Source organism: Mesorhizobium shangrilense, from assembly GCF_040537815.1.
In the GTDB taxonomy this organism is placed as follows: Bacteria; Pseudomonadota; Alphaproteobacteria; order Rhizobiales; family Rhizobiaceae; genus Mesorhizobium; species Mesorhizobium shangrilense.
Map to the genome: position 1 here is coordinate 1 of NZ_JBEWSZ010000009.1, position 22,259 is coordinate 22,259.

21 protein-coding genes are annotated in these 22,259 nt (G+C 63.9%); 12 read left to right on the plus strand and 9 right to left on the minus strand.

Annotated features, from left to right (window positions below; translation table 11 throughout):
- Positions 1-36 precede the first annotated feature (36 nt).
- Positions 37-4,851, minus strand: a complete 4,815-nt coding sequence (locus ABVQ20_RS35790; protein ID WP_354464543.1) for an NAD-glutamate dehydrogenase — start codon at positions 4,849-4,851, stop codon at positions 37-39.
- Between the two features lie 138 nt (positions 4,852-4,989).
- On the opposite strand from ABVQ20_RS35790, the gene ABVQ20_RS35795 reads away from it, so the two are divergent.
- Complete coding sequence (locus ABVQ20_RS35795; protein WP_354464544.1) at positions 4,990-5,553, plus strand: peroxidase-related enzyme; 564 nt, start codon at positions 4,990-4,992, stop codon at positions 5,551-5,553.
- Between the two features lie 135 nt (positions 5,554-5,688).
- Positions 5,689-6,015 carry a YciI family protein gene (locus tag ABVQ20_RS35800; protein WP_354464665.1) on the plus strand — a complete coding sequence of 109 codons (327 nt, stop codon included), beginning with the start codon at positions 5,689-5,691 and terminating at the stop codon, positions 6,013-6,015.
- 9 nt (positions 6,016-6,024) lie between these two features.
- Here the strand turns inward: ABVQ20_RS35800 and ABVQ20_RS35805 are convergent, their stop codons facing one another.
- On the minus strand, positions 6,025-6,639 hold the full coding sequence (locus tag ABVQ20_RS35805) for a LysE family translocator (protein ID WP_354464545.1): 615 nt from the start codon (positions 6,637-6,639) through the stop codon (positions 6,025-6,027).
- 625 nt (positions 6,640-7,264) lie between these two features.
- On the opposite strand from ABVQ20_RS35805, the gene ABVQ20_RS35810 reads away from it, so the two are divergent.
- Entirely contained in the window at positions 7,265-7,891 is a 627-nt protein-coding gene (locus ABVQ20_RS35810) for a DUF1062 domain-containing protein (protein ID WP_354464546.1), read from the plus strand.
- A 62-nt stretch (positions 7,892-7,953) separates the two neighbouring features.
- Here the strand turns inward: ABVQ20_RS35810 and typA are convergent, their stop codons facing one another.
- Positions 7,954-9,783: a translational GTPase TypA gene (gene typA, locus ABVQ20_RS35815; RefSeq protein ID WP_354464547.1), complete on the minus strand. Its 1,830-nt coding sequence runs from the start codon at positions 9,781-9,783 to the stop codon at positions 7,954-7,956.
- Positions 9,784-9,980: 197 nt separating this feature from the next.
- On the opposite strand from typA, the gene ABVQ20_RS35820 reads away from it, so the two are divergent.
- Positions 9,981-10,262: a hypothetical protein gene (locus ABVQ20_RS35820; RefSeq protein WP_354464548.1), complete on the plus strand. Its 282-nt coding sequence runs from the start codon at positions 9,981-9,983 to the stop codon at positions 10,260-10,262.
- Between the two features lie 55 nt (positions 10,263-10,317).
- Here the strand turns inward: ABVQ20_RS35820 and ABVQ20_RS35825 are convergent, their stop codons facing one another.
- Positions 10,318-11,601, minus strand: a complete 1,284-nt coding sequence (locus ABVQ20_RS35825) for an MFS transporter (RefSeq protein ID WP_354464549.1) — start codon at positions 11,599-11,601, stop codon at positions 10,318-10,320.
- Positions 11,602-11,674: 73 nt separating this feature from the next.
- Here ABVQ20_RS35825 and ABVQ20_RS35830 point away from each other — a divergent pair, with 73 nt between their 5' ends.
- On the plus strand, positions 11,675-12,292 hold the full coding sequence (locus ABVQ20_RS35830; protein ID WP_354464550.1) for a TetR/AcrR family transcriptional regulator: 618 nt from the start codon (positions 11,675-11,677) through the stop codon (positions 12,290-12,292).
- A gap of 44 nt (positions 12,293-12,336) precedes the next feature.
- Positions 12,337-12,927 carry a hypothetical protein gene (locus ABVQ20_RS35835; RefSeq protein WP_354464551.1) on the plus strand — a complete coding sequence of 197 codons (591 nt, stop codon included), beginning with the start codon at positions 12,337-12,339 and terminating at the stop codon, positions 12,925-12,927.
- A 170-nt stretch (positions 12,928-13,097) separates the two neighbouring features.
- Here the strand turns inward: ABVQ20_RS35835 and ppa are convergent, their stop codons facing one another.
- The 5 genes from ppa to ABVQ20_RS35860 all read right to left on the minus strand — a co-directional run bounded on the left by ppa (position 13,098) and on the right by ABVQ20_RS35860 (position 16,593).
- A complete protein-coding gene (gene ppa, locus ABVQ20_RS35840) occupies positions 13,098-13,631 on the minus strand; it encodes an inorganic diphosphatase (protein WP_354464552.1) in 534 nt (177 codons plus the stop codon).
- Between the two features lie 202 nt (positions 13,632-13,833).
- On the minus strand, positions 13,834-14,340 hold the full coding sequence (locus ABVQ20_RS35845; RefSeq protein WP_354464553.1) for a GNAT family N-acetyltransferase: 507 nt from the start codon (positions 14,338-14,340) through the stop codon (positions 13,834-13,836).
- A 119-nt stretch (positions 14,341-14,459) separates the two neighbouring features.
- Positions 14,460-15,098, minus strand: coding sequence for a TPM domain-containing protein (locus ABVQ20_RS35850; protein ID WP_354464554.1), 639 nt, complete (start codon positions 15,096-15,098; stop codon positions 14,460-14,462).
- A 4-nt stretch (positions 15,099-15,102) separates the two neighbouring features.
- Positions 15,103-15,927: a TPM domain-containing protein gene (locus ABVQ20_RS35855; RefSeq protein ID WP_435528489.1), complete on the minus strand. Its 825-nt coding sequence runs from the start codon at positions 15,925-15,927 to the stop codon at positions 15,103-15,105.
- Between the two features lie 21 nt (positions 15,928-15,948).
- Positions 15,949-16,593 (minus strand): LemA family protein, encoded by a 645-nt coding sequence (locus tag ABVQ20_RS35860; protein WP_354464555.1) that lies wholly within the window; start codon positions 16,591-16,593, stop codon positions 15,949-15,951.
- A 208-nt stretch (positions 16,594-16,801) separates the two neighbouring features.
- Between ABVQ20_RS35860 and ABVQ20_RS35865 the strand changes: the two genes are divergently transcribed.
- The 6 genes from ABVQ20_RS35865 to ABVQ20_RS35890 all read left to right on the plus strand — a co-directional run bounded on the left by ABVQ20_RS35865 (position 16,802) and on the right by ABVQ20_RS35890 (position 22,208).
- Entirely contained in the window at positions 16,802-17,053 is a 252-nt protein-coding gene (locus ABVQ20_RS35865) for a hypothetical protein (RefSeq protein WP_354464556.1), read from the plus strand.
- A 15-nt stretch (positions 17,054-17,068) separates the two neighbouring features.
- Complete coding sequence (gene pdxY, locus ABVQ20_RS35870) at positions 17,069-17,953, plus strand: pyridoxal kinase PdxY (protein WP_354464557.1); 885 nt, start codon at positions 17,069-17,071, stop codon at positions 17,951-17,953.
- Entirely contained in the window at positions 17,950-18,720 is a 771-nt protein-coding gene (locus ABVQ20_RS35875) for a DUF429 domain-containing protein (protein WP_354464558.1), read from the plus strand. The genes pdxY and ABVQ20_RS35875 overlap by 4 nt, the downstream gene beginning before the upstream one ends.
- Before the next feature lie 147 nt (positions 18,721-18,867).
- Complete coding sequence (locus tag ABVQ20_RS35880; RefSeq protein WP_354464559.1) at positions 18,868-19,512, plus strand: carbonic anhydrase; 645 nt, start codon at positions 18,868-18,870, stop codon at positions 19,510-19,512.
- Positions 19,513-19,670: 158 nt separating this feature from the next.
- Complete coding sequence (locus ABVQ20_RS35885; protein ID WP_435528490.1) at positions 19,671-20,054, plus strand: nuclear transport factor 2 family protein; 384 nt, start codon at positions 19,671-19,673, stop codon at positions 20,052-20,054.
- Positions 20,055-20,153: 99 nt separating this feature from the next.
- A complete protein-coding gene (locus ABVQ20_RS35890; RefSeq protein ID WP_354464560.1) occupies positions 20,154-22,208 on the plus strand; it encodes a M3 family metallopeptidase in 2,055 nt (684 codons plus the stop codon).
- Positions 22,209-22,259: the final 51 nt, after the last annotated feature.

Sequence of the window (22,259 nt, forward strand, 5' to 3'; positions counted from 1 at the left end):
CGTTTAGCGGGGCGAGGAACCTAAGCTTGCAAGGCCTCACATCCCCGTCAGATCGCTCATCAGCCCGGACGCCACCGATAGCCGTGACACGGTGATATCGCCGCCCTCGGTCAGCGCCTGCAGCCGCTCGCGGATGCGCGCCACGCGCTCGCCGCCTGCTTCCAGCCACGCCGCCACCGGGTCCGCTGCACTGGCGTGACCGGTCAGCGCGGCCACGGCAATGCCGCGCCGGGCAGCGCCGATCGTGTCGGTGGCGCGGGACAGCGCGAGCTGGTCGTAGTAATCCGACGGCGTGATCGAGCGCGCCGCGTCCTCGACGCGAGGGATGCGGAAGGCGTCACTGACGGCGAAGAACGCCTTGGCCGCCGCGACGATGTCGGCGCCTGCCGCGCGTGCCGTCAGTGCGATGTCGGGAATAAGTTCCGCCACCTCGCTCAGTGCCAGTTGCTCGGCCAGTTTTTCCGGCGCGCCGGCCTTGAACAGCCCGTGCCGCTTCTCCTCGATCCGCTCGCGCGAGAAGGCCGGCAGCAATGAGACGAGCTTGGGCTCCAGCGCCTTGCGCGCGTCCTGCAACTCGGCGATGCGCTGGGCCAATGGCACCGTGCCCGCATCGTTCTTCAGGTACCAGCCGCTGGTCACATAGATCAGCCGGCTGACCGCCTGGTAGAGGTCGAGCTGCACCTGCCCGTCGATCTGGTTGTCGAGCCCGTCGATCTCGCGATAGAGCGCCGGCAAGGCAAAACCGTCACGCACCACGGCGAAGGTGCTGACCACGTCGGCGGCGGTGCGGCCGGTCGCTTCCTGCAACCGGTTGACGAAGGATGGACCGCCGCGATTGACCAGATCGTTGGCGACGACGCGGGCGATGATCTCGCGGCGCAGCCGGTGGCCACGGATTTCGGCGGCGTATTTCTTCGCCATGCGGTCGGGAAAATAGCCCATCAAGTCGCGGTCGAAATGCGGCTCGTCCGGCACGTCGCTGGCAACGATGTCGGAAAACAGCACGATCTTGGCATAGGCGAGCAGCACGCCGAGCTCGGCCCGGGTCAGCGGCTCGCCGCGCGCTTCGCGCTCGGCAAGGGCTGCCGGCGACGGCAGCGTTTCCACGGCACGGTCGAGCAGGCCGCGCGCCTCCAGCGCCGTCATGAACCGGCTCTGGTGCGCGATGTCGGCAAGCCCGCGCTTGCGGGCGATGGAGAGCGCCAGCGTCTGCTCGTAATTGTTGGACAGCACCAGGGCGCCGACCTCCCCGGTCATTTCGGCCAGCAGCTTGTTGCGCGCCGGCCGTGTCAGCGATCCATTGCGCATGGCGGACGCCAGCGCGATCTTGATGTTGACCTCGACGTCGGAGCAATTGACGCCGCCCGAATTGTCGATGGCGTCGGAATTGCAGCGCCCGCCATTCATGCCGAACTCGATGCGCGCCCGCTGGGTGACGCCGAGATTGGCGCCCTCCCCGATCACCTTGGCGCGCACGTCGAGCGCCGTGATGCGGATGGCGTCGTTGGCGCGGTCGCCGACCTCGGCGTTGGTTTCGGTCGATGCCCTGAGGTACGTGCCGATGCCGCCGAACCACAGAAGGTCGACCGGTGCCTTGAGGATGGCGGTCATGATCTCGACCGGCGTGGCGGTCGTCTTGCTGAGCCCGATCGCCGCCGCCGCTGCCGCCGGCAAGGTGATCGACTTCTGGTTGCGCGAGACGATGATGCCGCCTTCCGACAGTTTGGTCTTGTCGTAGTCCTGCCAGCTCGAACGCGGCAGGGCGAACATGCGCTCGCGTTCGGCCATCGACGCCGCCATGTCCGGATCGGGATCGATGAAGATGTCGCGATGATCGAAGGCGGCGATCAGCCGGGTCTTCGGCGACAGAAGCATGCCGTTGCCGAACACGTCGCCCGACATGTCACCCACCCCGACCACGGTGAAGGGCGAAGTCTGGATGTCCCGGTTCATCTCGCGAAAATGCCGCTTGACCGCTTCCCAGGCACCCTTGGCGGTGATGCCCATCTTCTTGTGGTCATAGCCGGCCGAGCCGCCGCTGGCGAAGGCATCGTCGAGCCAGAAGCCATGCTGCTCGGAAATGGCGTTGGCGGTATCAGAGAAGGTCGCCGTGCCCTTGTCGGCGGCGACGACGAAATAGGGATCGTCAGGGTCGCGCCTGATGACGCCGGCAGGCGGGATGACACCGTCGAGACCGATATTGTCGGTGATCGACAAAAGGCTGGAGACAAAGTTCTTGTAGGCCGATGTGCCGGCCTCGAAGATCGCGTCGCGACTGCCGCCCGCCGGCAGGCGCTTGGGGAAGAAACCGCCCTTGGCGCCGACCGGTACGATGACGGCGTTCTTGACCTGTTGCGCCTTGACCAGGCCCAGCACCTCGGTGCGGTAGTCCTGTGCGCGATCCGACCAGCGCAGGCCGCCACGCGCCACCGGGCCGAAGCGCAGATGCAGGCCCTCGACCTCGGAACCATAGACGAAGATCTCGCGCCACGGCCGCGGCGCTGGCAATCCCTCGACCGCATGCGAATCGAGCTTGATCGCCAGCGACTGGCCTTTCTCTTTCGTATCGGCAACGAAATGATTGGTGCGCAGCGAGGCTTCGATCAGGTTGAGGTAACGGCGGATGATGGTGTCGTCATCGATGTTCGGCACCTCCTCCAGCGCGTCCTTGATCTTGGCCTTGAGATGCTTTGCCGCGACCACGCCTTCGCCCTCCGCTGTCGGGCCGAGCCGGGCGATGAACAGCGCATGCAGACCGCGCGCGATGTCGGGGTAGCGGTTGAGTGCGGCGGCGATAAAATCCTGGCTTTGCGGGATGCCGACCTGCTGCAGATAGCGGCCATAGGCGCGCAGGACGGTGATCTCGCTCGACCACAGGCCGGCGGTCTGGGCAAGGCCGCTATAGCCGTCATTGTCGACGTCGCCGCGCCACACCGACAGGAAAGCATCCTCGAACAGCGCGCCGCCATCGGCAAGGTCGATCGGCTTGCCGTAGCGGTTCTCCAGCTCCATGTCGTGGATGAAGACCATGCCGGACTGGTCGTCGCCGATCTCGAAAGTGCGCTCGCTGATGACCCGGAAGCCGATGTTTTCCAGCACCGGGACGCGCCGCGACAACGCCACCGGTGCGCCATGATGATAGATTTTCAGCGCCGCCTGCTGCGGCTTCTGGTGGGCATGGCGATAATAGTCGATGGCGATCGGATTGGCCGCGCTGATCCTGGCGATGCGCCCGGCATCGACCAGCGCCACGGTCGGCGAGAAACTGTCGCGATAGCTCTCCGAAAAGCGTGAGGCGATGGCGGTAAGCGCGGCATCGGCGCCGGTTTCGGCCGCGGTTTCGCGCAGCGCATCGTCCCAGGTCCGCACGATGTCGCGGATCGCCGCCTCGATCGCCGCTTGCTCGACCTTGGGCGTCTTGCCGCCGGAGCGGCCGATGATGAAATGGACGCGCGCCAGCCCGCCTTCCGGGAAAGCCGGATAGTAGGCCGACAGCCGGCCTTCGAATACGGTCTTGAGGTACGTGCCTACCTTCTCGCGCACGACGCTGTCGTAGCGGTCGCGCGGCACGAAGACGAGGATCGAGACGAAGCGATCGAACTGGTCGGCACGCACCAGCGCGCGCACACGCGGCCGTTCGATCAGTCCCAGAATGGCTTCGGCGTGTTTCCGCAGGATCGGCACCGGTACCTGGAACAGCTCGTCACGCGGATAGCTTTCCAGCACGTTGATCAGTGCCTTGCCGGAATGGTCGCCGGGATTGAAGCCGGATTTGGCGATGATGGTCTCGGCCTTCGAGCGCAGATAGGGGATCTTCATCACCGAGCGCGTGTAGGCGGTCGAGGTGAACAGGCCGACGATGCGCAGCTCGCCCGAAAGCGCGCCCTTGGCGGTGTAGGTCTTGACGCCGATATAGTCGAGATAGATGCGGCGATGCACCGCCGACTTGGCATTGGCCTTGGTGACGATCAGCGGTTCCGGCCCGTGCAGGAAGGCGCGGATTTCCGGCGTCGTCGTCACCGCTTCGGTGCCACGCCTCAGCACCAGCACATCGGGATCGGTCAGGATGCCGAGGCCGGCCTTGTCGGCGCGTTCCAGCGTGCCGCTCTTCTCGCCGCCGGTGTACTTGAACTCGCGCATGCCGAGGAAGGTGAAATTGTCATCGCGCAGCCATTCGAGGAAGGCGATCGCCTCGGTGACATGGGCCTTGTCGAGCGGCACCGGCGCATAGCGGAATTCCGAGATCGCCTGGTCGAGACGGGCCAGCATCGGTTTCCAGTCGGTGACGGCGGCGCGCACCTGCGACAGGATCTTCTTCAGCCGCGCGGCCAGCGCCTCCGCCTGCTCGGCGGAGAGACGGCCGATATGGACGTGGACGACGCTCAGCCGGTCATGGTTGTGATCGCCCTTGGCGAAGCCGCCATCGCCGAGAATTTCGTCGACGCCGGCCTTGCCGTGCTTCACGACGATGACCGGATGGGTGACCAGCAGCGGCTCACCGGCGCTCTCGGTGATTTCGCCGAGGATGGAATCGAACAGGAACGGCATGTTGTCGTTGACGACGGTGATGATGGTCATCGGCCGGCCCTGCCGGACGACACCCGAATCAACATCTATGGCGACGACGCAATCACCCTTCTTGTGCCGGGCGACGGCGCGGCCGGCGAGGTCGGCGGCGCGCTCGAGATCGGCGACATCATAGGCGGCGACATCTTCCGCCGGGGCTCGGGCAAGCAGGTAATCCGCCAGCCTGCCGGGCTTTTCGCTCGCCTTCGCAGCAGCCCCGCTTGTCCCGCTTCCCTTGGTCCCGCTCGTCTTTTTTGGACCACCAGCGGTTTTCAGGCTTGCCATGATGCCAATTTCCTCCCGTCACATGCTTTTACGACTATCGTAGCAGATGACCCGTATTTGGCGACAAAGGTTTGACGGCTTGCGAACAAATATCGGAATTCATCGGAAAATCGCCCAGAGAATGAGGAGAAACGCTCCATGACCGGCAGAATCACCGCGCTTGACCTCGGCACCGTCGAGCTCAGCGAAGCCACAAAAGCCTATTTCGCCAAATGCGAGGAGAAGCTCGGCCTCGTTCCAAATGTGCTGCGCGCCTATGCCTTCGACGAGAAGAAACTGCGCGCCTTCACCGACATGTACAACGACCTGATGCTGGGCGAATCCGGCCTGTCCAAACTGGAGCGCGAAATGATCGCGGTCGCCGTCTCCTCGATCAACCACTGTTACTATTGCCTAACCGCGCATGGCGCGGCGGTGCGTCAGCTGTCCGGGGCCCCGGCGCTCGGCGAGATGATGGTGATGAATTTCCGCGCCGCCGACCTTTCGCCCAGGCAGACCGCAATGCTCGAATTCGCCGTCAAGCTGACCGAAGAGCCGGCAAAGATCGTCGAGGCTGACCGGGCCGCGCTTCGCGAAGCCGGCTTCACCGATCGCGATATCTGGGACATCGCGTCGACCGCCGCCTTCTTCAACATGTCGAACCGGGTGGCAGCCGCCATAGATATGCGGCCGAACGACGAATACCACGCCATGGCGCGGTGACGGGTCCCGGTTGCCGCAATCCCATGGAATATTAGGCGATTCGCATATTTATTGCTTGTTTGCCGGTTTGGTCCGATGATCACAGCGCGGCGTGACCGCATGCCCGGTTCGACGCCGCTGATCAAGGAGGAGAACATGGCGAAGTTTCTCTACGTGTATCATGGCTCCGGCAAGATGCCCGCGACCGAAGCTGAGCGAAAAGCGGCAACAGATGCCTGGACAGGCTGGTTTGGAAAGCTTGGCGCGGCCGTGGTCGACGGCGGCAATCCGGTCGGCATGTCGAAGACCGTGCTTCCCGGCGGCAAGGTCGAGAACAATGGCGGCAGCAACCCGACTGGCGGCTATTCGATCATCGAGGCGAAGGACATCGATGATGCCGCCAGAAAGGCAAAGGATTGCCCGATGCTGGCCATGCCCAACTGCAGCGTCGAGATTGCGCCCATCATCAATATGATGGGCTGAGGCGCCAGGTCAGGACCGTGCCGCGATCGCCGCCGCGGCACCGGCCATCGTGGTGGCACTGACGCGGTTGGCGATCTTCATCGCCCGCTTGCTCTTCAGCAGTCTTCGCGCCTGGGATGCGGCAAGCACCCAGGCGAGATCGATGGCGATGAGGACCACGGCCATTGTCAGCGTCAGCTCGACCCAGCCGACCACCGTCACCGAGGCGAGGTCGATGATGGTCGGAAGCAGCGCCAGGTAGAACATCATGATCTTGGGATTGCCGAGCGTCACCGCCATGCCGGCGAAGAACAGTTTAGCCGGCGAATCTTCACGCGGCATCTCGCCTTCCCCGGCTTCAACAGGCGCCGTCCACATCTTCCAGGCCAGATAGGCGAGATAGGCGACGCCAACCCATTTCACGACGACGAAGGCGAAATGGAAGGTCTGCGCCACGACAGCCAGCCCGAACACCGCCAGCGACAGCCAGATACCCTCGCCGATCCACATGGCGAGCAGGAACGGGAACACGTCGCGAAACCCCTTGGAGATGACGCGTGCCACGAGCGCCGCGATCGACGGGCCGGGCGAGCCGGCCGCGACGAACAGCGCGGCGGCGAAGATCAAGAGCGAGGTGAGATGCATGGCGAGGATCCCGACTTTGGGGTTGACGGCCATACTAAGCAGCAGCAGCGACATTGGCAAAGACAGCACAATCGCGTTGGTTAGCGCTGCCCCTCATTGCCCTGCCGGGCATTTCTCCCCGTATAGTGACGGGGAGAAAAAGCGCCGTCGCGAATGATTTGGCCAAATTATCGACGTTGCTGAATAAGCGACGAGGCCGCGGCCAGCCCTCTTCTCCCCGTCACTATACGGGGAGAAGGTGCCGGCAGGCGGATGAGGGGCGGCGCCGACGTCCGAAAAATCGAGCCCATATGCCGTCGTGTCGGTCGAACAGGCTCTTGCCCGTCTGCCACCTCGCCGCTAGAGAAGCCGCCCCGACATCCATTTCGAGCTTCACTTTGCCTCAGTAACCGCCGGTCTCGTCAACTCCCCTGGTACACCGCAAGGCGTCGAATTGGCGGCGTCTGCTTTATTTCATGTGTTCCTCAGGCGGCGGTTCGAGACCGGTTTGGCACTGCTGAACCGCTGTCGCGCGCATTGCGACGCCTGACTTTCCATTGCCGCAGCCTCTTCGCCACGCCGTGCCCGCATGGGCATCTCGACATCGCCGGCCTGAAGAACTTCCCAACGGGAAGGACTTTTCGGCATGTCTGGACACCTGCGTATCCGCTGGACGATCGTCCCCAGCACCGCGCCTCAACCTCTCATCAACTGCAATCGTTGCGGCGGCCTGAAGCCCTATCGCTGCAGCGGCAGATTCCGCGTCAATGCCAACGGCAAGCGCATCGACGCGTGGCTGATCTATCGCTGCGTCGACTGCGACAATTCCTGGAATTTTGGCATCCTCGAACGCTGCAGCCGCCGCGACATCGAGCCAGCGCGGCTGGCGGCGCTCGAAAGCAACGATCCAGTCCTGGCGTATCGTCACGCCTTCGATGTGATAGCGCTGCGACGCCAGGTCGGGCGCGTCGAGGAATTTCCGGATGTCGCCGTGCGCAAGGAAGTGCTCGAAGGCACCCGGGAAAGCGCGGCGGTTCTGGAACTCCGGCTTGGGCTGGAAATGTCGACGTCACTCCGACTCGACCGCCTGCTTTCCGGCGAACTCTCCATATCGCGCTCGCGACTTCAGGCGCTGGAGGAGAAGCGGTTGTTGAGCGTCGACCCGGAGGGGGCCAAAGCCTTGCGCAAGCCGGCCCGTCAGGGAACCACCGTCCGCATTGATCTCGTTGGCGAAGACGATCGGCAAGCCATCATCTCGGCGGCCGGTGGCTGAATGAAAGAAGGGGTGGAGCACCAGGTGCTCCACCCCTCTCAAACCTATCGAAAGCTGAAGGATTACGCCGCGCCGACCACCTTCGACGACTTCTCGAAGCGCTTGCGCTCATTGGGGTCGAGATAGAGTTTGCGCAGGCGAATGGTCTTCGGCGTCACCTCGACCAGCTCGTCATCCTGGATCCAGGCCAAAGCGCGTTCCAGCGTCATGCGGATCGGCGGCGTCAGCTTCACCGCTTCATCCTTGCCGGCGGCGCGGATGTTGGTCAGCTTCTTGCCCTTCAGCACGTTCACTTCGAGATCGTTGTCCCTGGAGTGGATGCCGATGATCATGCCCTGATAGACCTTGACGCCGGGGTCGATGACCATCGGGCCACGATCTTCCAGGTTCCACATTGCATAGGCGACAGATTCGCCCTGCTCGTTGGAGATCAGCACGCCGTTGGTGCGGCCCGGCAATTCGCCCTTGTAGGGCTCATAGGCATGGAAGAGCCGGTTCATCACGGCGGTGCCGCGCGTGTCGGTCAGCAGTTCCGACTGGTAGCCGATCAGGCCACGCGTCGGCGCGTGGAAGACGATGCGCTGGCGGTTGCCGCCGGAGGGGCGCAGCTCGACCATCTCGGCCTTGCGCTCCGACATCTTCTGCACGACGACGCCGGCATGCTCCTCGTCGACGTCGATGACGACTTCCTCGACCGGCTCCAGCAATTCGCCGTTCTCGCCCTTCTGCATGACGACGCGCGGCCGCGACACGGCGATTTCAAAGCCTTCGCGGCGCATCGTCTCGATCAGCACGGCCAGCTGCAATTCGCCGCGGCCGGAGACGAAGAACGAATCCTTGTCCGGCGATTCCTCGATCTTCAGCGCGACATTGCCTTCGGCCTCGCGCAGCAGGCGGTCGCGGATGACGCGGCTGGTCACCTTGTCGCCCTCGGTGCCGGCGAGCGGCGAATCGTTGACGAGGAAGGACATGGTCACGGTCGGCGGGTCGATCGGCTGCGCATGCAGCGCCTCGGTCACCGCCAGGTCGCAGAACGTGTCGGCAACGGTGCCCTTGGACAGGCCGGCAATGGCGACGATGTCGCCCGCCTGCGCTTCTTCGATCGGCTGGCGCTCGAGGCCACGGAAAGCGAGGATCTTCGAGATGCGGCCGGTTTCGATCTGCGTGCCGTCATGGTGCAGAACCTTGACCGCCTGGTTGGCCTTCAGTGTGCCGGATTCGATACGGCCGGTGATGATGCGGCCGAGGAAGGGGTTGGCTTCCAGGATGGTGCCGATCATGCGGAACGGGCCGGGATGAACGGTCGGCTCCGGCACATGCTTGATGACGAGATCGAACAGCGGCGCAAGCTGCTGGTCCTTGGGGCCTTCCGGATTTTCCGAAACCCAGCCGTCGCGGCCCGAACCGTAGAGGATCGGGAAGTCGAGCTGGTCGTCGGTGGCGTCGAGCGCCGCGAACAGGTCGAACACCTCGTTGACCACTTCGACATGGCGGGCGTCCGGGCGGTCGATCTTGTTGATGACGACGATCGGCTTCAGGCCAACCTTCAGCGCCTTGCCGACGACGAACTTGGTCTGCGGCATCGGCCCTTCAGCGGCATCGACCAGCACGATGGCCGAATCCACCATCGAAAGGATGCGCTCCACCTCACCGCCGAAATCGGCGTGGCCGGGCGTGTCGACGATGTTGATGCGGGTGTCCTTCCAGTCGACCGAGGTCGCCTTGGCCAGGATGGTGATGCCGCGTTCTTTTTCGAGATCGTTGGAATCCATGGCGCGTTCGGCGACGCGTTGGTTGTCGCGGAAGGAGCCGGATTGCCGGAGCAACTGGTCGACCAGGGTTGTTTTTCCATGGTCGACGTGCGCGATGATCGCGATATTACGGATTTTCATGTTCTGGTCTCGGGAGCGTTGCAGGCAGCAGGCCAAAGGCGCTGCCTTCTTTCGGTTGCGCGGCTCATACAGGGTTTTTCGCATTTGCGAAAGAGGAAGCGAGACACCAAATACTCATCAAATCTTAAGCATCATCGTGTGAGATGATTTTGTTAACCAAGGCGGGAACCTTCGGGAGCCCGGACAGTTCGAACATCATGACCGACAAACTCACCCGTTTCTGGCCACTCATAGCGTCCGCTGCATTTGCCGTCCTGCTGGCGGTCAACGCCGCGCAGTCCGCCGCAACGCGTAATGACGCGCGCACGGTTCTGCCGCCAGACACGATTTCCGCGCAACAGGTCTATGCCAATGCGCCAGACGGCGTCGATCCGATCGTGACCGGCCCCGTCAGCACCGCCTTCAAGCAAAGGCAGGATGCCGCCAACTGCGAAACCGCTGTATGGCCGAACATTCCGATGGTTTGCTACCCGAACTGATTTTTGATCCCTATCGCTGCAACGCCTCGAGGCCGGCAGAACGCCGACCTTCCCGTCAAGCCGCCTGCGGTTCAGGATCGAAGGCCGGGCGGCTGGTGTTGATCAGCAGCGAAATGCAGGCGGCGGCTATTGCCGTCATGCCGGCGATGAGGAAGGCAAGCTGGTAATTGCCCTGCAGTTCGCGCATCGTGCCGCCAAAGGCTGCCGCGGACGCCGCACCGATCTGATGGCCGGCCACGATCCAGCCGAAGACGATGGGACCGCTGCGGTCGCCGAATGCCTCGTTGGCCAGCCTGAGCGTCGGCGGCACGGTGGCGATCCAGTCAAGCCCATAGAGCACGGCGAAGATGATCAGGCTGACCGCCGAGAAACCGGAATAGGGCAGGTAGATCAGCGACAGGCCACGCACCGCATAGTAGAAGCCGAGCAGCTTGCGCGGGTCGAACCGATCGGTGAGCCAGCCCGACAGCGTGGTGCCGATCAGGTCGAAAATGCCCATCATCGACAGCAGGCCGGCGGCTTGCACCTCGCCAATGCCCATGTCGCCGCAAAAGGCGATCAGATGCGTGCCGACCAGCCCGTTGGTGGTGAAGCCGCAGACGAAGAAGGTGGCGAACAGGTACCAGAACACCCGAGTGCCGGCGGCGCGACGCAGCGTGTTTAACGTGTGCGCGAGGAAATTGCCTTGCGAGGCCGGCGGCGTCGGCGGCACGTCGTCGAGCTCCGCGCCATAGCGCACCATGCCGATGGACGCCGGCCGTTCCGGCACCAGCAACCAGACCAAAGGGATAAGACAGGCGGTGGCGACAGCCACGGCGACGGCAACCGGCTTCCAGCCGCCCGACTGCGCCAATGCCGCGAGCAAAGGCAGGAACACCAGCAGGCCGGTGGCGCTGGAGGCCGACATCAGCCCCATGACCAGGCCGCGATTGGTCTTGAACCAGCGATTGACGATCGTGGCGCCGAGCACGCTGGCGACCGCGCCCGAGCCTATGCCCGAAAACACGCCCCAGGTGATGAACAGATGCCATGGCTTGGTCATCAGCAGGCTGAGCGCTGTCGAGGCCGACATCACAACCAGCGAAGCAAGCAATGTGCGGCGCAGCCCGATACGTTCCATGAGGGCTGCGGCGAATGGTCCCGTCAGGCCATAGAGCAGGATGCCGACGCCGGCGGCAAGGGAGACGACATCACGCCGCCAGCCAAAACTGTCCTCCAACGGCAGCATCATGACAGCAGGCGCGGACCGGAGCCCGGCCGCGATGAGCAGGCAAAGGAAGATGACAGCGACCACAACGAAGGCGTAGCGCTGGCCAAAGGGACGGGACTGAGCTATCATGTTACTGACCGGTACGTTGCAGTTGGCTTCACGTATACGTACCGATCGGTAACACTGTCAAGCGAGTCCCCGAATGCCATCGGACAAAAATATTGAACCATCCATCAAGGATGATCACGGATCTGCCCCGCTGAAGGCCGGCGAAAAGATCCTCGACGTGGCGCGTGACCTGTTCTACCGGGAGGGCATCCGAGCGATCGGCGTCGATGAGATCGTCAAGCGCGCCGGCGTCACCAAGCCCAGCCTCTATCGCAGTTTCCCGTCGAAGGACGAACTCGCCGCCTCCTATCTCAGGCAGTACGATCTCGAATTCTGGGCCCGTTTCGATGAGGCGGTGGACGCCCATCCGGGGAATCCTCGTGCCCAGATCATCGCTTTCCTGACCCGTGTCGGCAAGCGTACGCAGATGCCGCAATATCGCGGCTGCGGCATGACCAACGCGGCCGTCGAATATCCAGAACACGGCCATCCGGCCCGCGTGGTCAGCGAGGCCAACAAGCAGGAATTGCGCCGGCGCCTGCGCGCCATGGCCACGGCGATGGGTGCTGGCGATGCCGAGACGCTCGGCGACGGTCTGCTGCTGTTGATCGAGGGCGCCTATATCAGCGGCCAGTTGTTTGGCCTCGGCGGCCCCGCGCAGTCGGTCGCCCGCAACGCCGACCTGCTGATCGAAGCGAGCTTGAAGAAATAGCGTTTGGCGGTACGCTGCGGCGGCTCGAAACGGAGTTGTCCGCCATGCGCGCGCTGCTGATCCCGCTTGTCCTCGCTGGCTTATGCCAAGCGGCCCGCGCGGGCGACATTTCCAGCGCCTACACCGATCTCGACTGGAAGAAGGACTGCGTGACTTATGCGCAGTCCGGACAGGGCGACGGCGACTGGGCCGACCTCGCCTGCTCCGGCTATCGCGGCTATCCCGTGCTCATCGCCTATGACGACAGCAGGGAATCGCTGTTCTACGGCTTTTCGCCCAGTGATATGACCTCGGTCTGGGAGAGCTTTTCCAGTTTCAATTCGGCTGGGCCGAAGGTCGAATGGCGTATCGAGACCAATGGCGACGCCGCGGTGCCCTTCGCGGCAATTCATCGCCGCTCGGTCAACGACCCGGAAAATGCCGACAAGAAAACCGAAGTCCTGATCGTCGCCAAGGTCGGCCAGATCGAGGCCCGCGACGGCTGCACGGTCGGGCTCGTATTGGCCACAGGCAATCCCGACGCCAACGACCAGGCGCGCAAGCTTGCCGACGAGAAGGCGCGGACATTCGCCTGCGGCAAGGACCGCCACACCGTCATCGGCAACGTGCCGGCTTTCGGTCGGGTGGATAACTGAGGGCGCATCGCGTTGAACCGACCGCATGCAACGCATTGACTAAGGATCGTCGGTCCGCGCCGCCCCTCATTGCCCTGCCGGGCATTTCTCCCCGTATAGGGACGGGGAGAAGGTGCCGGCAGGCGGGGCAGCGCTACGTTCGGAACTGTTCGCAGCTCCGGGGCGTCGGCCTACTTGTTCTTCTTCGCCCGCTCGATCGCCTCGACGATCATCTTCTTGGCATAGGCGGAATCGTGCCAGCCTTCGATCTTGACCCATTTGCCGGGTTCGAGGTCCTTGTAGTGCTGGAAGAAGTGCTGCACCTGGTCGCGCGTGATCTCAGGCAGATGCGTGTACTCGGTGACGTTCTCGTAGCGCAGCGTCAGCTTTGGCGAAGGCACCGCGATGACTTTCTCGTCCTGGCCGGCATTGTCTTCCATCACCAGAACGCCGATCGGCCGGACATTGATGACGCAGCCCGGCACCAGCGCGCGCGTGTTGCAGACCAGCACGTCGATCGGGTCGCCGTCGCCCGACAGCGTATGCGGCACGAAGCCGTAATTGCCGGGATACCGCATGGATGTGTGCAGGAAGCGGTCGACGAACAGCGTGCCGGCTTCCTTGTCCATCTCGTACTTGATCGGCTCGCCGCCGATCGGCACCTCGATGATGACGTTGACGTCCTCGGGTGGATTCTTTCCAGTGGCTATGGCTTCGATGCGCATGGCATTAGTCCCTCTCTCGATGGGAGACCGATAGCGGGCGGCGCGGAATGGCGCAATGCGGCGAATGGTGTTCGCCGGCGTCAGGCGAGACACGATGTCGCCCGGCGTGTTCAATCATCAGTACAAGATGTTTCAGCGTCGTGATTTCGTGTTGGATTCGTCCCGCGAACCGGCTTCGCCTTCCGCGATCATCCGCTGGCGGTCACTCCCAGACGAAGGCGACTTTCTTCAGCGCTTTCTGTTCGAAGACCTCGACGCCCTCGGCGACATCGCGGCCACCGGCGCCGGCATAGAAGGCAAGTGCGTTCTGGTTGTCTTCCAGCGCCCACACCACCATGCCCTTGAGCCCGTGGTCGGCAAGCCGTGCCCGGGCCGCGGCGAACAGCCGGCTGCCGAGCCCGATGCCCTGATATTCGGGGCGCATGTAAAGTTCGTAGATCTCGCCCTGCTGCCTGAGCTCCCTGGCGCGGTTCTTGCCGATCGTAGCGTAGCCGGCAATCTTGCCGCCGATTTCGACGACCAGCACGGTGGCGGCCCGGCGAATCGCGTTCGCCCACCAATCGGCGCCGCGGCGGTTGATCATCGAGGTCAGCGTCTTGTAAGGGATGATGCCGGAATAGGCGCCTTGCCAGGCCTGCTGGTGCACGTCGGCGATGTCTTGTGCATCGCGCGGCTCGGCTTTCCGGATGTCGATCGTCAACGTGTTCATGATTGGTTAACCATAAACCCGCATCGCCCGATTGCAAGAGTCCGCGTCGGCCGTGGCCACGCTTTCGCACAAGCGATCTTTCACACCTGCCGGACCGCGTCTTGGCTTGTTGGAGTGACCTAGATTTCGACCAGATGGTCGTCGAGCTCGTTGATATCGCCGGGGGTAACCGGAAAATGCTCGGCCAGCACGGCGCCCACGGATTCGATGGTCTTGATAAAGCCGTCGGCGAGACGGTCGTCGCCGGCATGCGCGGTCAGGTCGCGCACGGCGCCGTCCCAGACATGCTGGCCAACACGGCCATCGATGCCGCTGTCGGCGACCACTTCGGCATAGCGTTCGGCGATAGAGACGAACACCAGAACACCGGTGCGCGCGGCGGTACGGTGGACGTTGCGGGCCAGGAACTGTTTGAGCGCATTGGCGTGCGCCGCCTTGTAGCGCAGCCGCCTCGGCACGAGATGAATGCGCAATCCCGGCGCCACCCACAAAAGCAACACCACGCAGGCCAGCGCCAGAAGCTGGACGATGACAAAATGCGGCAGGCGCAGCGACAGCCACCACGCCTCCAGCCCATAGGCAACGGCGAGGCTGACGATGAGCATGCCGAGCGTCGCCATGAAGGCTGCCGGATAGAAATAGTCGTCGCTGGCATGCGCCACGACGCAATAGATCTCGCCGTCGGTCCGGGCCTCCGCGGCACGGATCGCGGCGGCGATGCGGTCATGATCCTGCGGGCTGATCGGTCGTGTCGCCATGATCTCACCAGCTTCCCGAGGAGCCGCCGCCGCCGGACGAACCGCCGCCGCCGGAAAAACCACCGCCCCCGCCGCCGGACGACCAGCCGCCACCGGAACTTCCCGACGACCAGCCGCCGGACGAACGGTGCCCGGGTTCGAACGTCATGCCGAGCCAGCGATAGCGGCCCGGCCCGAGTTTTTGGCCGAAGATCGGCGGCAGCACGGAGGCCGCGAGGCCGCCGAAGAAGATCAGCGCCCAGATACCGATGAAGACGGCGAAGAAGAGATTATCCGTGTTGAGCGGAGCGTGTTCGTTGCGCTTGCCGCGCGCCTCGAGCTCTTCGGGATTGCCGTTCAGCACCATGACCATGTCGTCGACGGCCTTGCTGATGCCGCCGGAGAAATCGCCGGCACGGAAGGCCGGCACCATGTCGTTCTCGATGATCAGCTTGGTGTGCAGGTCGGTCAGCGTGCCTTCGAGGCCATAGCCGACCTCGATGCGCATCTTGTGGTCGCTCGGCGCGACCAGAAGCAGGACGCCGTTGTTTTCCTTGGCCTGGCCGAGCTTCCAGAAGCGGAACAGACGGTTGGCGTAGGGTTCGATCTCCTCGCCGTCGAGGCTGGGAATCGTGGCGACGACGATCTGGTCGGACCCCTTGGTCTCGAAATCCGCGAGCTTCTGCGTCAACGCCGCCTTGGTCCCGGCATCGATGATGCCGGCATTGTCGACCACCCGCCCGGTCAGCGCCGGCAGCTCGGCGGCGAAGAGCCTGAGCGGAAGCAGAGCGACGAGAAGCGCTGCCGCAAGAATGCAAACGCGGTGCCAGCTCTTGTCAGCCTGGGAGATCACGGCAATCGGCCCTGGATATCAGCCGCCCTGCTTCGTTGTCGTTCCGAAGTCGACCTTCGGCACCTGCAGCTTGTCTTCGTCGATGGTGAAGTTCGCGAAGGGCTGGTTGCTGCGGAACCACAAGCTTGCCCATATCACCGAGGGGAAGGTCCTCAGCGTCAGATTGTAATCCTTCACCGCCTGGATGTAATCGCGGCGGGCGACCGCGATACGGTTCTCGGTGCCTTCGAGCTGCGCCTGCAGCGCCAGGAAGTTCTGGTTGGCCTTGAGATCCGGATAGGCCTCCGACACCGCGATCAGCCGCGACAACGCGCTCGTCAGCCCCGCCTGGGCATCCTGGAACTTCTTGAGAGCTTCCGGATCCTTCAGCGTTTCCGGCGTCACCGTTATCTGCGTCGCCTTGGCGCGGGCTTCGACCACGGCATCCAGCGTGTCCTTCTCGTGCGTGGCGTAGCCCTTGACCGTCTCGACCAGGTTGGGGATCAGGTCGGCGCGGCGCTGATACTGGTTCAGCACCTCGCTCCACGCTGCCTTGGCATTTTCCTCGGCGGTCGGGATGGTGTTGAAGCCGCAACCGGCCAGCAACGGCAGCACGATGGCCATCATCACGAAGGCGGGCAAGGCGCGGAGCCTGGACGGTGAGGAAAGGCGCTGGGCAAACATGATCGGATCCCTCGGCAGAAGTTGCAGGCAAAGCATTACCACAATCCGCGCGCAAGAAAATGACCCTGCCGGAAAGCATTTCCTGGCCCTGCCGGAAAGCATTTCCTGGCTTGAAGGGCGAGCATTTCCTGGCACGGCGCCATCCGGCGCACAGCCCCTGTGATTGGCAGGGCGAACACGCTAGGATCATCGCGAACGGGACATCACCATGGCGGGACGCCAGGACAACGACGACGAATCGCGCCGGATCCTCGAGCGCATTGCGCGCGAGACCGATCCGTCCGGTACGTCGTTCATGGCGCGGGCCGTGAAGGGCGCGCACGATCACGTCACCGCCACGGATGCCGACCGCTCGGATCCGATCGAATATTGGGGGACCCGCGTTGGCCGGGCACTCGGCCTTCTTCTGGCCATTGGCCTGATGATCTGGCTCGTGCTTTTCATCATCCGGGGCAATTAGCAGACAAGGAACATAATGAGCGCCGAACACACCGACGCGCCGCGCGCGGTCATCGTCATCTCCAGCCATGTCGTGCGTGGTTCGGTCGGCAATCGTGCCGCCGTCTTTGCGCTGGAAATGCTGGGCTTCCCGGTTTGGGCGGTGCCGACGGTCATCCTGCCCTGGCATCCGGGCCACGGCCGGGCAACGCGCATCGTGCCGCCGCTCGACCAGTTCAAGGCGATGATGGCCGATCTCGAGCGCGCGCCGTGGCTGGGGGAGGTCGGCGCCGTGCTGTCGGGCTATCTCGGCGAAGCAGGCCAGGCCGAGGCGGTCGCCTCGCTGGTTTCAGCGATCAAGGCCAGGACGCCGGACGCCATCTACATCTGCGACCCGGTGATGGGCGACAAGGGCGGTCTCTACGTGCCGGAACCGACAGCCGCCGCCATGCGCGACCGGCTGATGCCGATCGCCGATATCGCCACGCCCAACCGCTATGAGCTGGAATGGATGGCCGGCGCACCGCTGCCCGACCTGAAGTCGACCATTGCGGCCGCGCTCCACGCCGGACCGTCGACCATGCTGGTCACCTCGGCGCCGTCGATGATGACGGGCGGCACCGGCAATCTGCTGCTCAACGGCAGCCAGGCGCTGCTGGCCGAGCACCGCCTGATCGACAAGCCGCCGAATGGACTGGGCGACCTGACGGCGGCGGTCTACCTGGCGCGTACCCTGTCCGGTCAGCCGGCGGTCAAGGCGCTGCAGTCGACCACGGCCGCGGTCTACGAGATCCTGGCGCGCACGGCCAAGCGCGGCGGTGACGAATTGCAGCTTGAAACCGACGCGCAGAGCCTGTCGCATCCGATGGCCATGGTGCAGCTTCGCCACCTCACGCATCCAGGGCGGGACCGCCGGGCGTGATCGTCCAAAACCGCGTGCTTGTCGGCGTCGACGGCTGCAAGGCCGGCTGGATCGCCGTCATCGGCAATCCGGATGCCGCGCCCGTGGCGAAAGTCGTTGCATCCTTCGCCGTACTGCTTGCGGCACTTCCCGCCGATGCGGTCGTCGCCGTCGACATGCCGATCGGCCTGCCGGAGTTTTCGCAAAGAGGCGGGCGCGGACCGGAGGCGCTGGTGCGGCCGCTGCTTGGGCAGCGCCAGTCCAGTGTCTTCTCCATCCCCTCACGCGCCGCCGTCTATGCCGACACGGACGAGTTCACCACGATCGAAGCCTGGTATTCAGCCCACCGCAGGGCAAGCGACGTAGCCAAGACCACATCCGATCCGCCACGCGGCGTTTCGATCCAGGCGTTCGGCATCTTCTCCAAGATCCGCGAGATCGATGCATTGCTGATCGCGCGGCCGGAGTTGCGCGGCAGCGTCTTCGAATCCCATCCGGAGGTCGCCTTCTGCCGGCTGAATGGCGACCGGGCCATGCAACTGCCCAAGAAGATCAAGGGCGCCATCAATCCGGCCGGCATGGAAGAGCGCAAGGCGCTGCTCTGCCGGCACGGCTATGGCCGTGCCTTTCTCGATCAGGCACCGCCGCGCGGCGCGGCCGCCGACGATTTTCTCGATGCGGCGGCAATGATGCTGATCGCCGGCCGCATCGCCAGCGGCAAGGCCACGCCATTTCCCAACCCGCCGCTCACCGACCGTTTTGGCATACCGATCGCCATCTGGGCGTGACAGCGTCGGCGCCCGTCATGCTTTGGCGCATGGCATTTATGGCCAGCCCCCGCAATTCTGCATTGCTCGTGACAGGCTTTTACCGTTAGAGCCTTTTTCGACCGCAACGAGCTGCCGCCTCCAACCCCGGAAAGGCCTTAGCCGCCCATGCCCCATCTTCCCGACCATCTCATCGCCGGCTACCGCAATTTCATGAACGGCCGCTATCTCACCGAGAGCGGGCGCTATCGCGAGCTCGCCCGCGAGGGGCAGTCGCCGGAGACGATGATCGTCGCCTGCTGCGACTCGCGCGCGGCCCCCGAGGCGATCTTCGACGCAGGGCCGGGTGAGCTCTTCGTGCTGCGCAATGTCGGCAACCTCGTGCCGCCCTACGCGCCGGACGGCGAGTTCCATTCGACATCGGCGGCGCTGGAATTCGCCGTGCAGAGCCTCAAGGTCAAGAACATCGTCGTCATGGGCCACGGCCGCTGCGGCGGCATCCGCGCCGCGCTCGACACCACCTCCGCCCCCTTGTCGCCCGGCGACTTCATCGGCAAATGGATGAGCCTGATCGCGCCGGCCGCCGAAACGGTCTCGTCCAGCACCTTCATGACGGCAACGGAGCGTCAGACTGCGCTGGAGCGCATCTCGATCCGTTATTCGATCGCCAATCTCAGGACCTTTCCCTGCGTCTCGATCCTCGAAGGCAAGGGGCGGCTGTCGCTGCATGGAGCATGGTTCGACATCTCGACCGGCGAACTTTGGGTGATGAACAAGGACACCGGCGATTTCGAGCGGCCGGAGATGGCATAGAACGGTTTCTGAACTGGAGTTTGGCGCCCAAGAAAGCGGGAAGCGATTTAGTCTCGATCATGATAAGATGCGAGATGGAGCTCATCTCGGCTCCATCGGTGCAGGACAAGCTCCAGGGGGTGAGCATGGTGCGAAATTGGCGTCCGTTCGCATTGTCCATGGCAGCGCTTGCGTTTTTGCTGACATCGGCCCTTGCCGACGACAGCGCGCTGATCAGCCGCTGGTACGCGGCCTTGCTGGTTGCCGACCGTACCGAAATCTCGGATCTGCTTTCGGACGACGTGCGCATAAAACTCGATGATCTCGGCATCGTGCAAAGCAAGCAGGAGTTCATCGCCTCGATGGACGACTGGCAAGGCGCCGTCGCGGGCGCCGCGATCCGGCACCGGATCGCCAAGAGCGAGGGTGGCGTCACCACGGTCATTGCCTGCTACGATTTCCCCAGCAATGATATGCTGATGCAGGAGACCTTCGCTGTGACCGACAACCGCATCACCGCCAGTTCGCAGGCGGCGATCTCCGAGACCTGCGACGGCTACTGACGAAGTCCTGATCGGTTGCGATGTTGCGCGCCGCAAGCCCGCGCCCTACATCCGTGACGACACAACCTCCCCTCGCCGCCAATAAGCGAAAGTCTGTCCATGCCCTCCACGAAGACGCTCGACCTTGCCGCCCATCCGTTGACCGCGTGGCAGGGACCGCTTGGCCTGCCCGATTTCGCCAGCATTGGCGACGGTGATTTCTCCGATGTCTTCGACGCGGCGCTCAAGGCGCATGACGCCGAGATAGAGGCGATCGCCGGCAATGCCGAGGCGCCGACCATCGAGAACACGCTTGCCGCGCTGGAACTTGGCGGCGAAGCGCTCGACCATGTCTCGTCGATCTTCTGGTGCCGCGCCGGCGCCCACACCAACGAGGCGATCCAGGCGCTGGAGCGCGACATCTCGCCGAGGATGTCCAGGCATTTCTCGGCGATCTCGATGAACGAGAGGCTGTTTGCCCGCATCGACGATCTCTACCAGCGCCGCGAGACACTGGAGCTCGACGCCGAGACGCTGCGCGTGCTGGAAAAGACCTGGAAAGGCTTTGTCCGCTCCGGCGCCAAGCTCGACGCCGACGGCAAGAAGCGGCTGGCGAAGATCAGTGAGGAGTTGTCATCGCTCGGCACGAATTTCGGCCAGAACGTGCTTGCCGACGAGCGCGACTGGGCGCTGTTCCTCGACGAGGCCGACCTTGCCGGCCTGCCCGATTTCCTGAAAGGCTCGATGGCGGAGGCCGCCGAGATGCGCGGCCAGAAGGGCCGCTACGCCGTCACCCTGTCGCGTTCGATCTACGAGCCGTTCTCGACCTTCTCCGAACGCCGCGACCTGCGCGAGATCGCCTTCCGCGCCTTCACCATGCGCGGCCAGAACGGTGGCGCCACCGACAACATCGCCGTTGTCAGCGATATGCTGCGCCTGCGCGCCGAGAAGGCGAAGCTGCTGGGCTACGCCTCCTACGCCGCGCTGAAGCTCGACGACACCATGGCCAAGACGCCAAAGGCGGTGCATGCGCTGCTCGATCCCGTATGGGAAAAGGCGTTGGAAAAGGCAGCCGCCGACCAGGTTGAGCTGGAGCGGCTCGCAACGGAAGCCGGCAGCAACGAAAAATTCGCCGCTTGGGACTGGCGCTTCTACCAGGAGAAGCTGCGCGCCGAGAAATTCGCCTTCGATGAGGCGGAGCTGAAACCCTACCTGCAGCTCGACCGTGTCATCGATGCCTGCTTCGACGTGGCGACAAAACTGTTCGGCATCACCTTCGAGGAGAAGAAGGGCATTGCCGCCTGGCATCCCGACGCGCGCGTGTTCGTCGTGAAGAATGCTGACGGCAGCGAGCGCGGCCTGTTCCTGGCCGACTATTTCGCACGGCCGTCAAAGCGCTCCGGCGCCTGGATGAGCGCGCTGAAGTCCGGCTACAAGCTGGGTCGCGGCTCGAAGCCGGTGATCTACAACATCATGAACTTCGCCAAGCCGCCGGTCGGCGAGCCGGCCTTGCTGTCGGTCGATGAAGCAAAGACGCTGTTCCACGAATTCGGCCACGCGCTGCACGGCATGCTGACTGACGTCACCTGGCCTTCGGTTGCCGGCACCTCGGTCAGCCGCGATTTCGTAGAGCTGCCCTCGCAGCTCTACGAGCACTGGCTGACGGTGCCGGCCGTGCTGGAAAAGCACGCGCTGCATGTGAAGACCGGCAAGCCGATGCCGAAGGCTCTGCTCGACAAGATGCTGGCGACACGCACTTTCGGTGCCGGCTTCGCCACCGTCGAATTCACCGCCTCGGCGCTGGTCGACATGGCCTATCACGCGCGGCCAAATGGTCCGGAAGAGCCGCTTCGTTTCGAAGCCGAAACGCTCGAGACGTTGCATATGCCGGACACCATCGCGATGCGTCACCGCACCCCGCATTTCGGCCATGTCTTTGCCGGCGACGGCTATTCGGCCGGCTACTATTCCTACATGTGGTCGGAAGTGCTCGACGCCGACGCCTTCGCCGCATTCGAGGAAACCGGCGACCCCTTCAACCCGGCGCTGGCCGAGCGGCTGCGCAAGAACATCTATGCTGCAGGAGGTTCGAAGGACCCTGAAGAGCTCTACACCGCGTTTCGCGGCAAGATGCCGTCGCCGGACGCGATGATGGCCAAGCGGGGATTGGTTTGATTGGCTAATCTCCCCCCTCGAGGGGGAGATGGCCGGCAGGCCAGAGGGGGT

Coding starts and splice junctions, on each gene's coding strand:
- ABVQ20_RS35890 (WP_354464560.1), top strand. CDS start 20,154: ATGCCCTCCACGAAGACGCTCGACCTTGCCGCCCATCCGTTGACCGCG.
- ABVQ20_RS35830 (WP_354464550.1), top strand. CDS start 11,675: ATGCCATCGGACAAAAATATTGAACCATCCATCAAGGATGATCACGGA.
- ABVQ20_RS35825 (WP_354464549.1), bottom strand. CDS start 11,601: ATGATAGCTCAGTCCCGTCCCTTTGGCCAGCGCTACGCCTTCGTTGTG.
- ABVQ20_RS35860 (WP_354464555.1), bottom strand. CDS start 16,593: ATGTTTGCCCAGCGCCTTTCCTCACCGTCCAGGCTCCGCGCCTTGCCC.
- ABVQ20_RS35820 (WP_354464548.1), top strand. CDS start 9,981: ATGACCGACAAACTCACCCGTTTCTGGCCACTCATAGCGTCCGCTGCA.
- ABVQ20_RS35835 (WP_354464551.1), top strand. CDS start 12,337: ATGCGCGCGCTGCTGATCCCGCTTGTCCTCGCTGGCTTATGCCAAGCG.
- ABVQ20_RS35805 (WP_354464545.1), bottom strand. CDS start 6,639: ATGCATCTCACCTCGCTCTTGATCTTCGCCGCCGCGCTGTTCGTCGCG.
- ABVQ20_RS35845 (WP_354464553.1), bottom strand. CDS start 14,340: ATGAACACGTTGACGATCGACATCCGGAAAGCCGAGCCGCGCGATGCA.
- ABVQ20_RS35880 (WP_354464559.1), top strand. CDS start 18,868: ATGCCCCATCTTCCCGACCATCTCATCGCCGGCTACCGCAATTTCATG.
- typA (WP_354464547.1), bottom strand. CDS start 9,783: ATGAAAATCCGTAATATCGCGATCATCGCGCACGTCGACCATGGAAAA.
- ABVQ20_RS35795 (WP_354464544.1), top strand. CDS start 4,990: ATGACCGGCAGAATCACCGCGCTTGACCTCGGCACCGTCGAGCTCAGC.
- ABVQ20_RS35810 (WP_354464546.1), top strand. CDS start 7,265: ATGTCTGGACACCTGCGTATCCGCTGGACGATCGTCCCCAGCACCGCG.
- ABVQ20_RS35885 (WP_435528490.1), top strand. CDS start 19,671: ATGGCAGCGCTTGCGTTTTTGCTGACATCGGCCCTTGCCGACGACAGC.
- ABVQ20_RS35800 (WP_354464665.1), top strand. CDS start 5,689: ATGGCGAAGTTTCTCTACGTGTATCATGGCTCCGGCAAGATGCCCGCG.
- pdxY (WP_354464557.1), top strand. CDS start 17,069: ATGAGCGCCGAACACACCGACGCGCCGCGCGCGGTCATCGTCATCTCC.
- ABVQ20_RS35790 (WP_354464543.1), bottom strand. CDS start 4,851: ATGGCAAGCCTGAAAACCGCTGGTGGTCCAAAAAAGACGAGCGGGACC.
- ABVQ20_RS35850 (WP_354464554.1), bottom strand. CDS start 15,098: ATGGCGACACGACCGATCAGCCCGCAGGATCATGACCGCATCGCCGCC.
- ppa (WP_354464552.1), bottom strand. CDS start 13,631: ATGCGCATCGAAGCCATAGCCACTGGAAAGAATCCACCCGAGGACGTC.
- ABVQ20_RS35865 (WP_354464556.1), top strand. CDS start 16,802: ATGGCGGGACGCCAGGACAACGACGACGAATCGCGCCGGATCCTCGAG.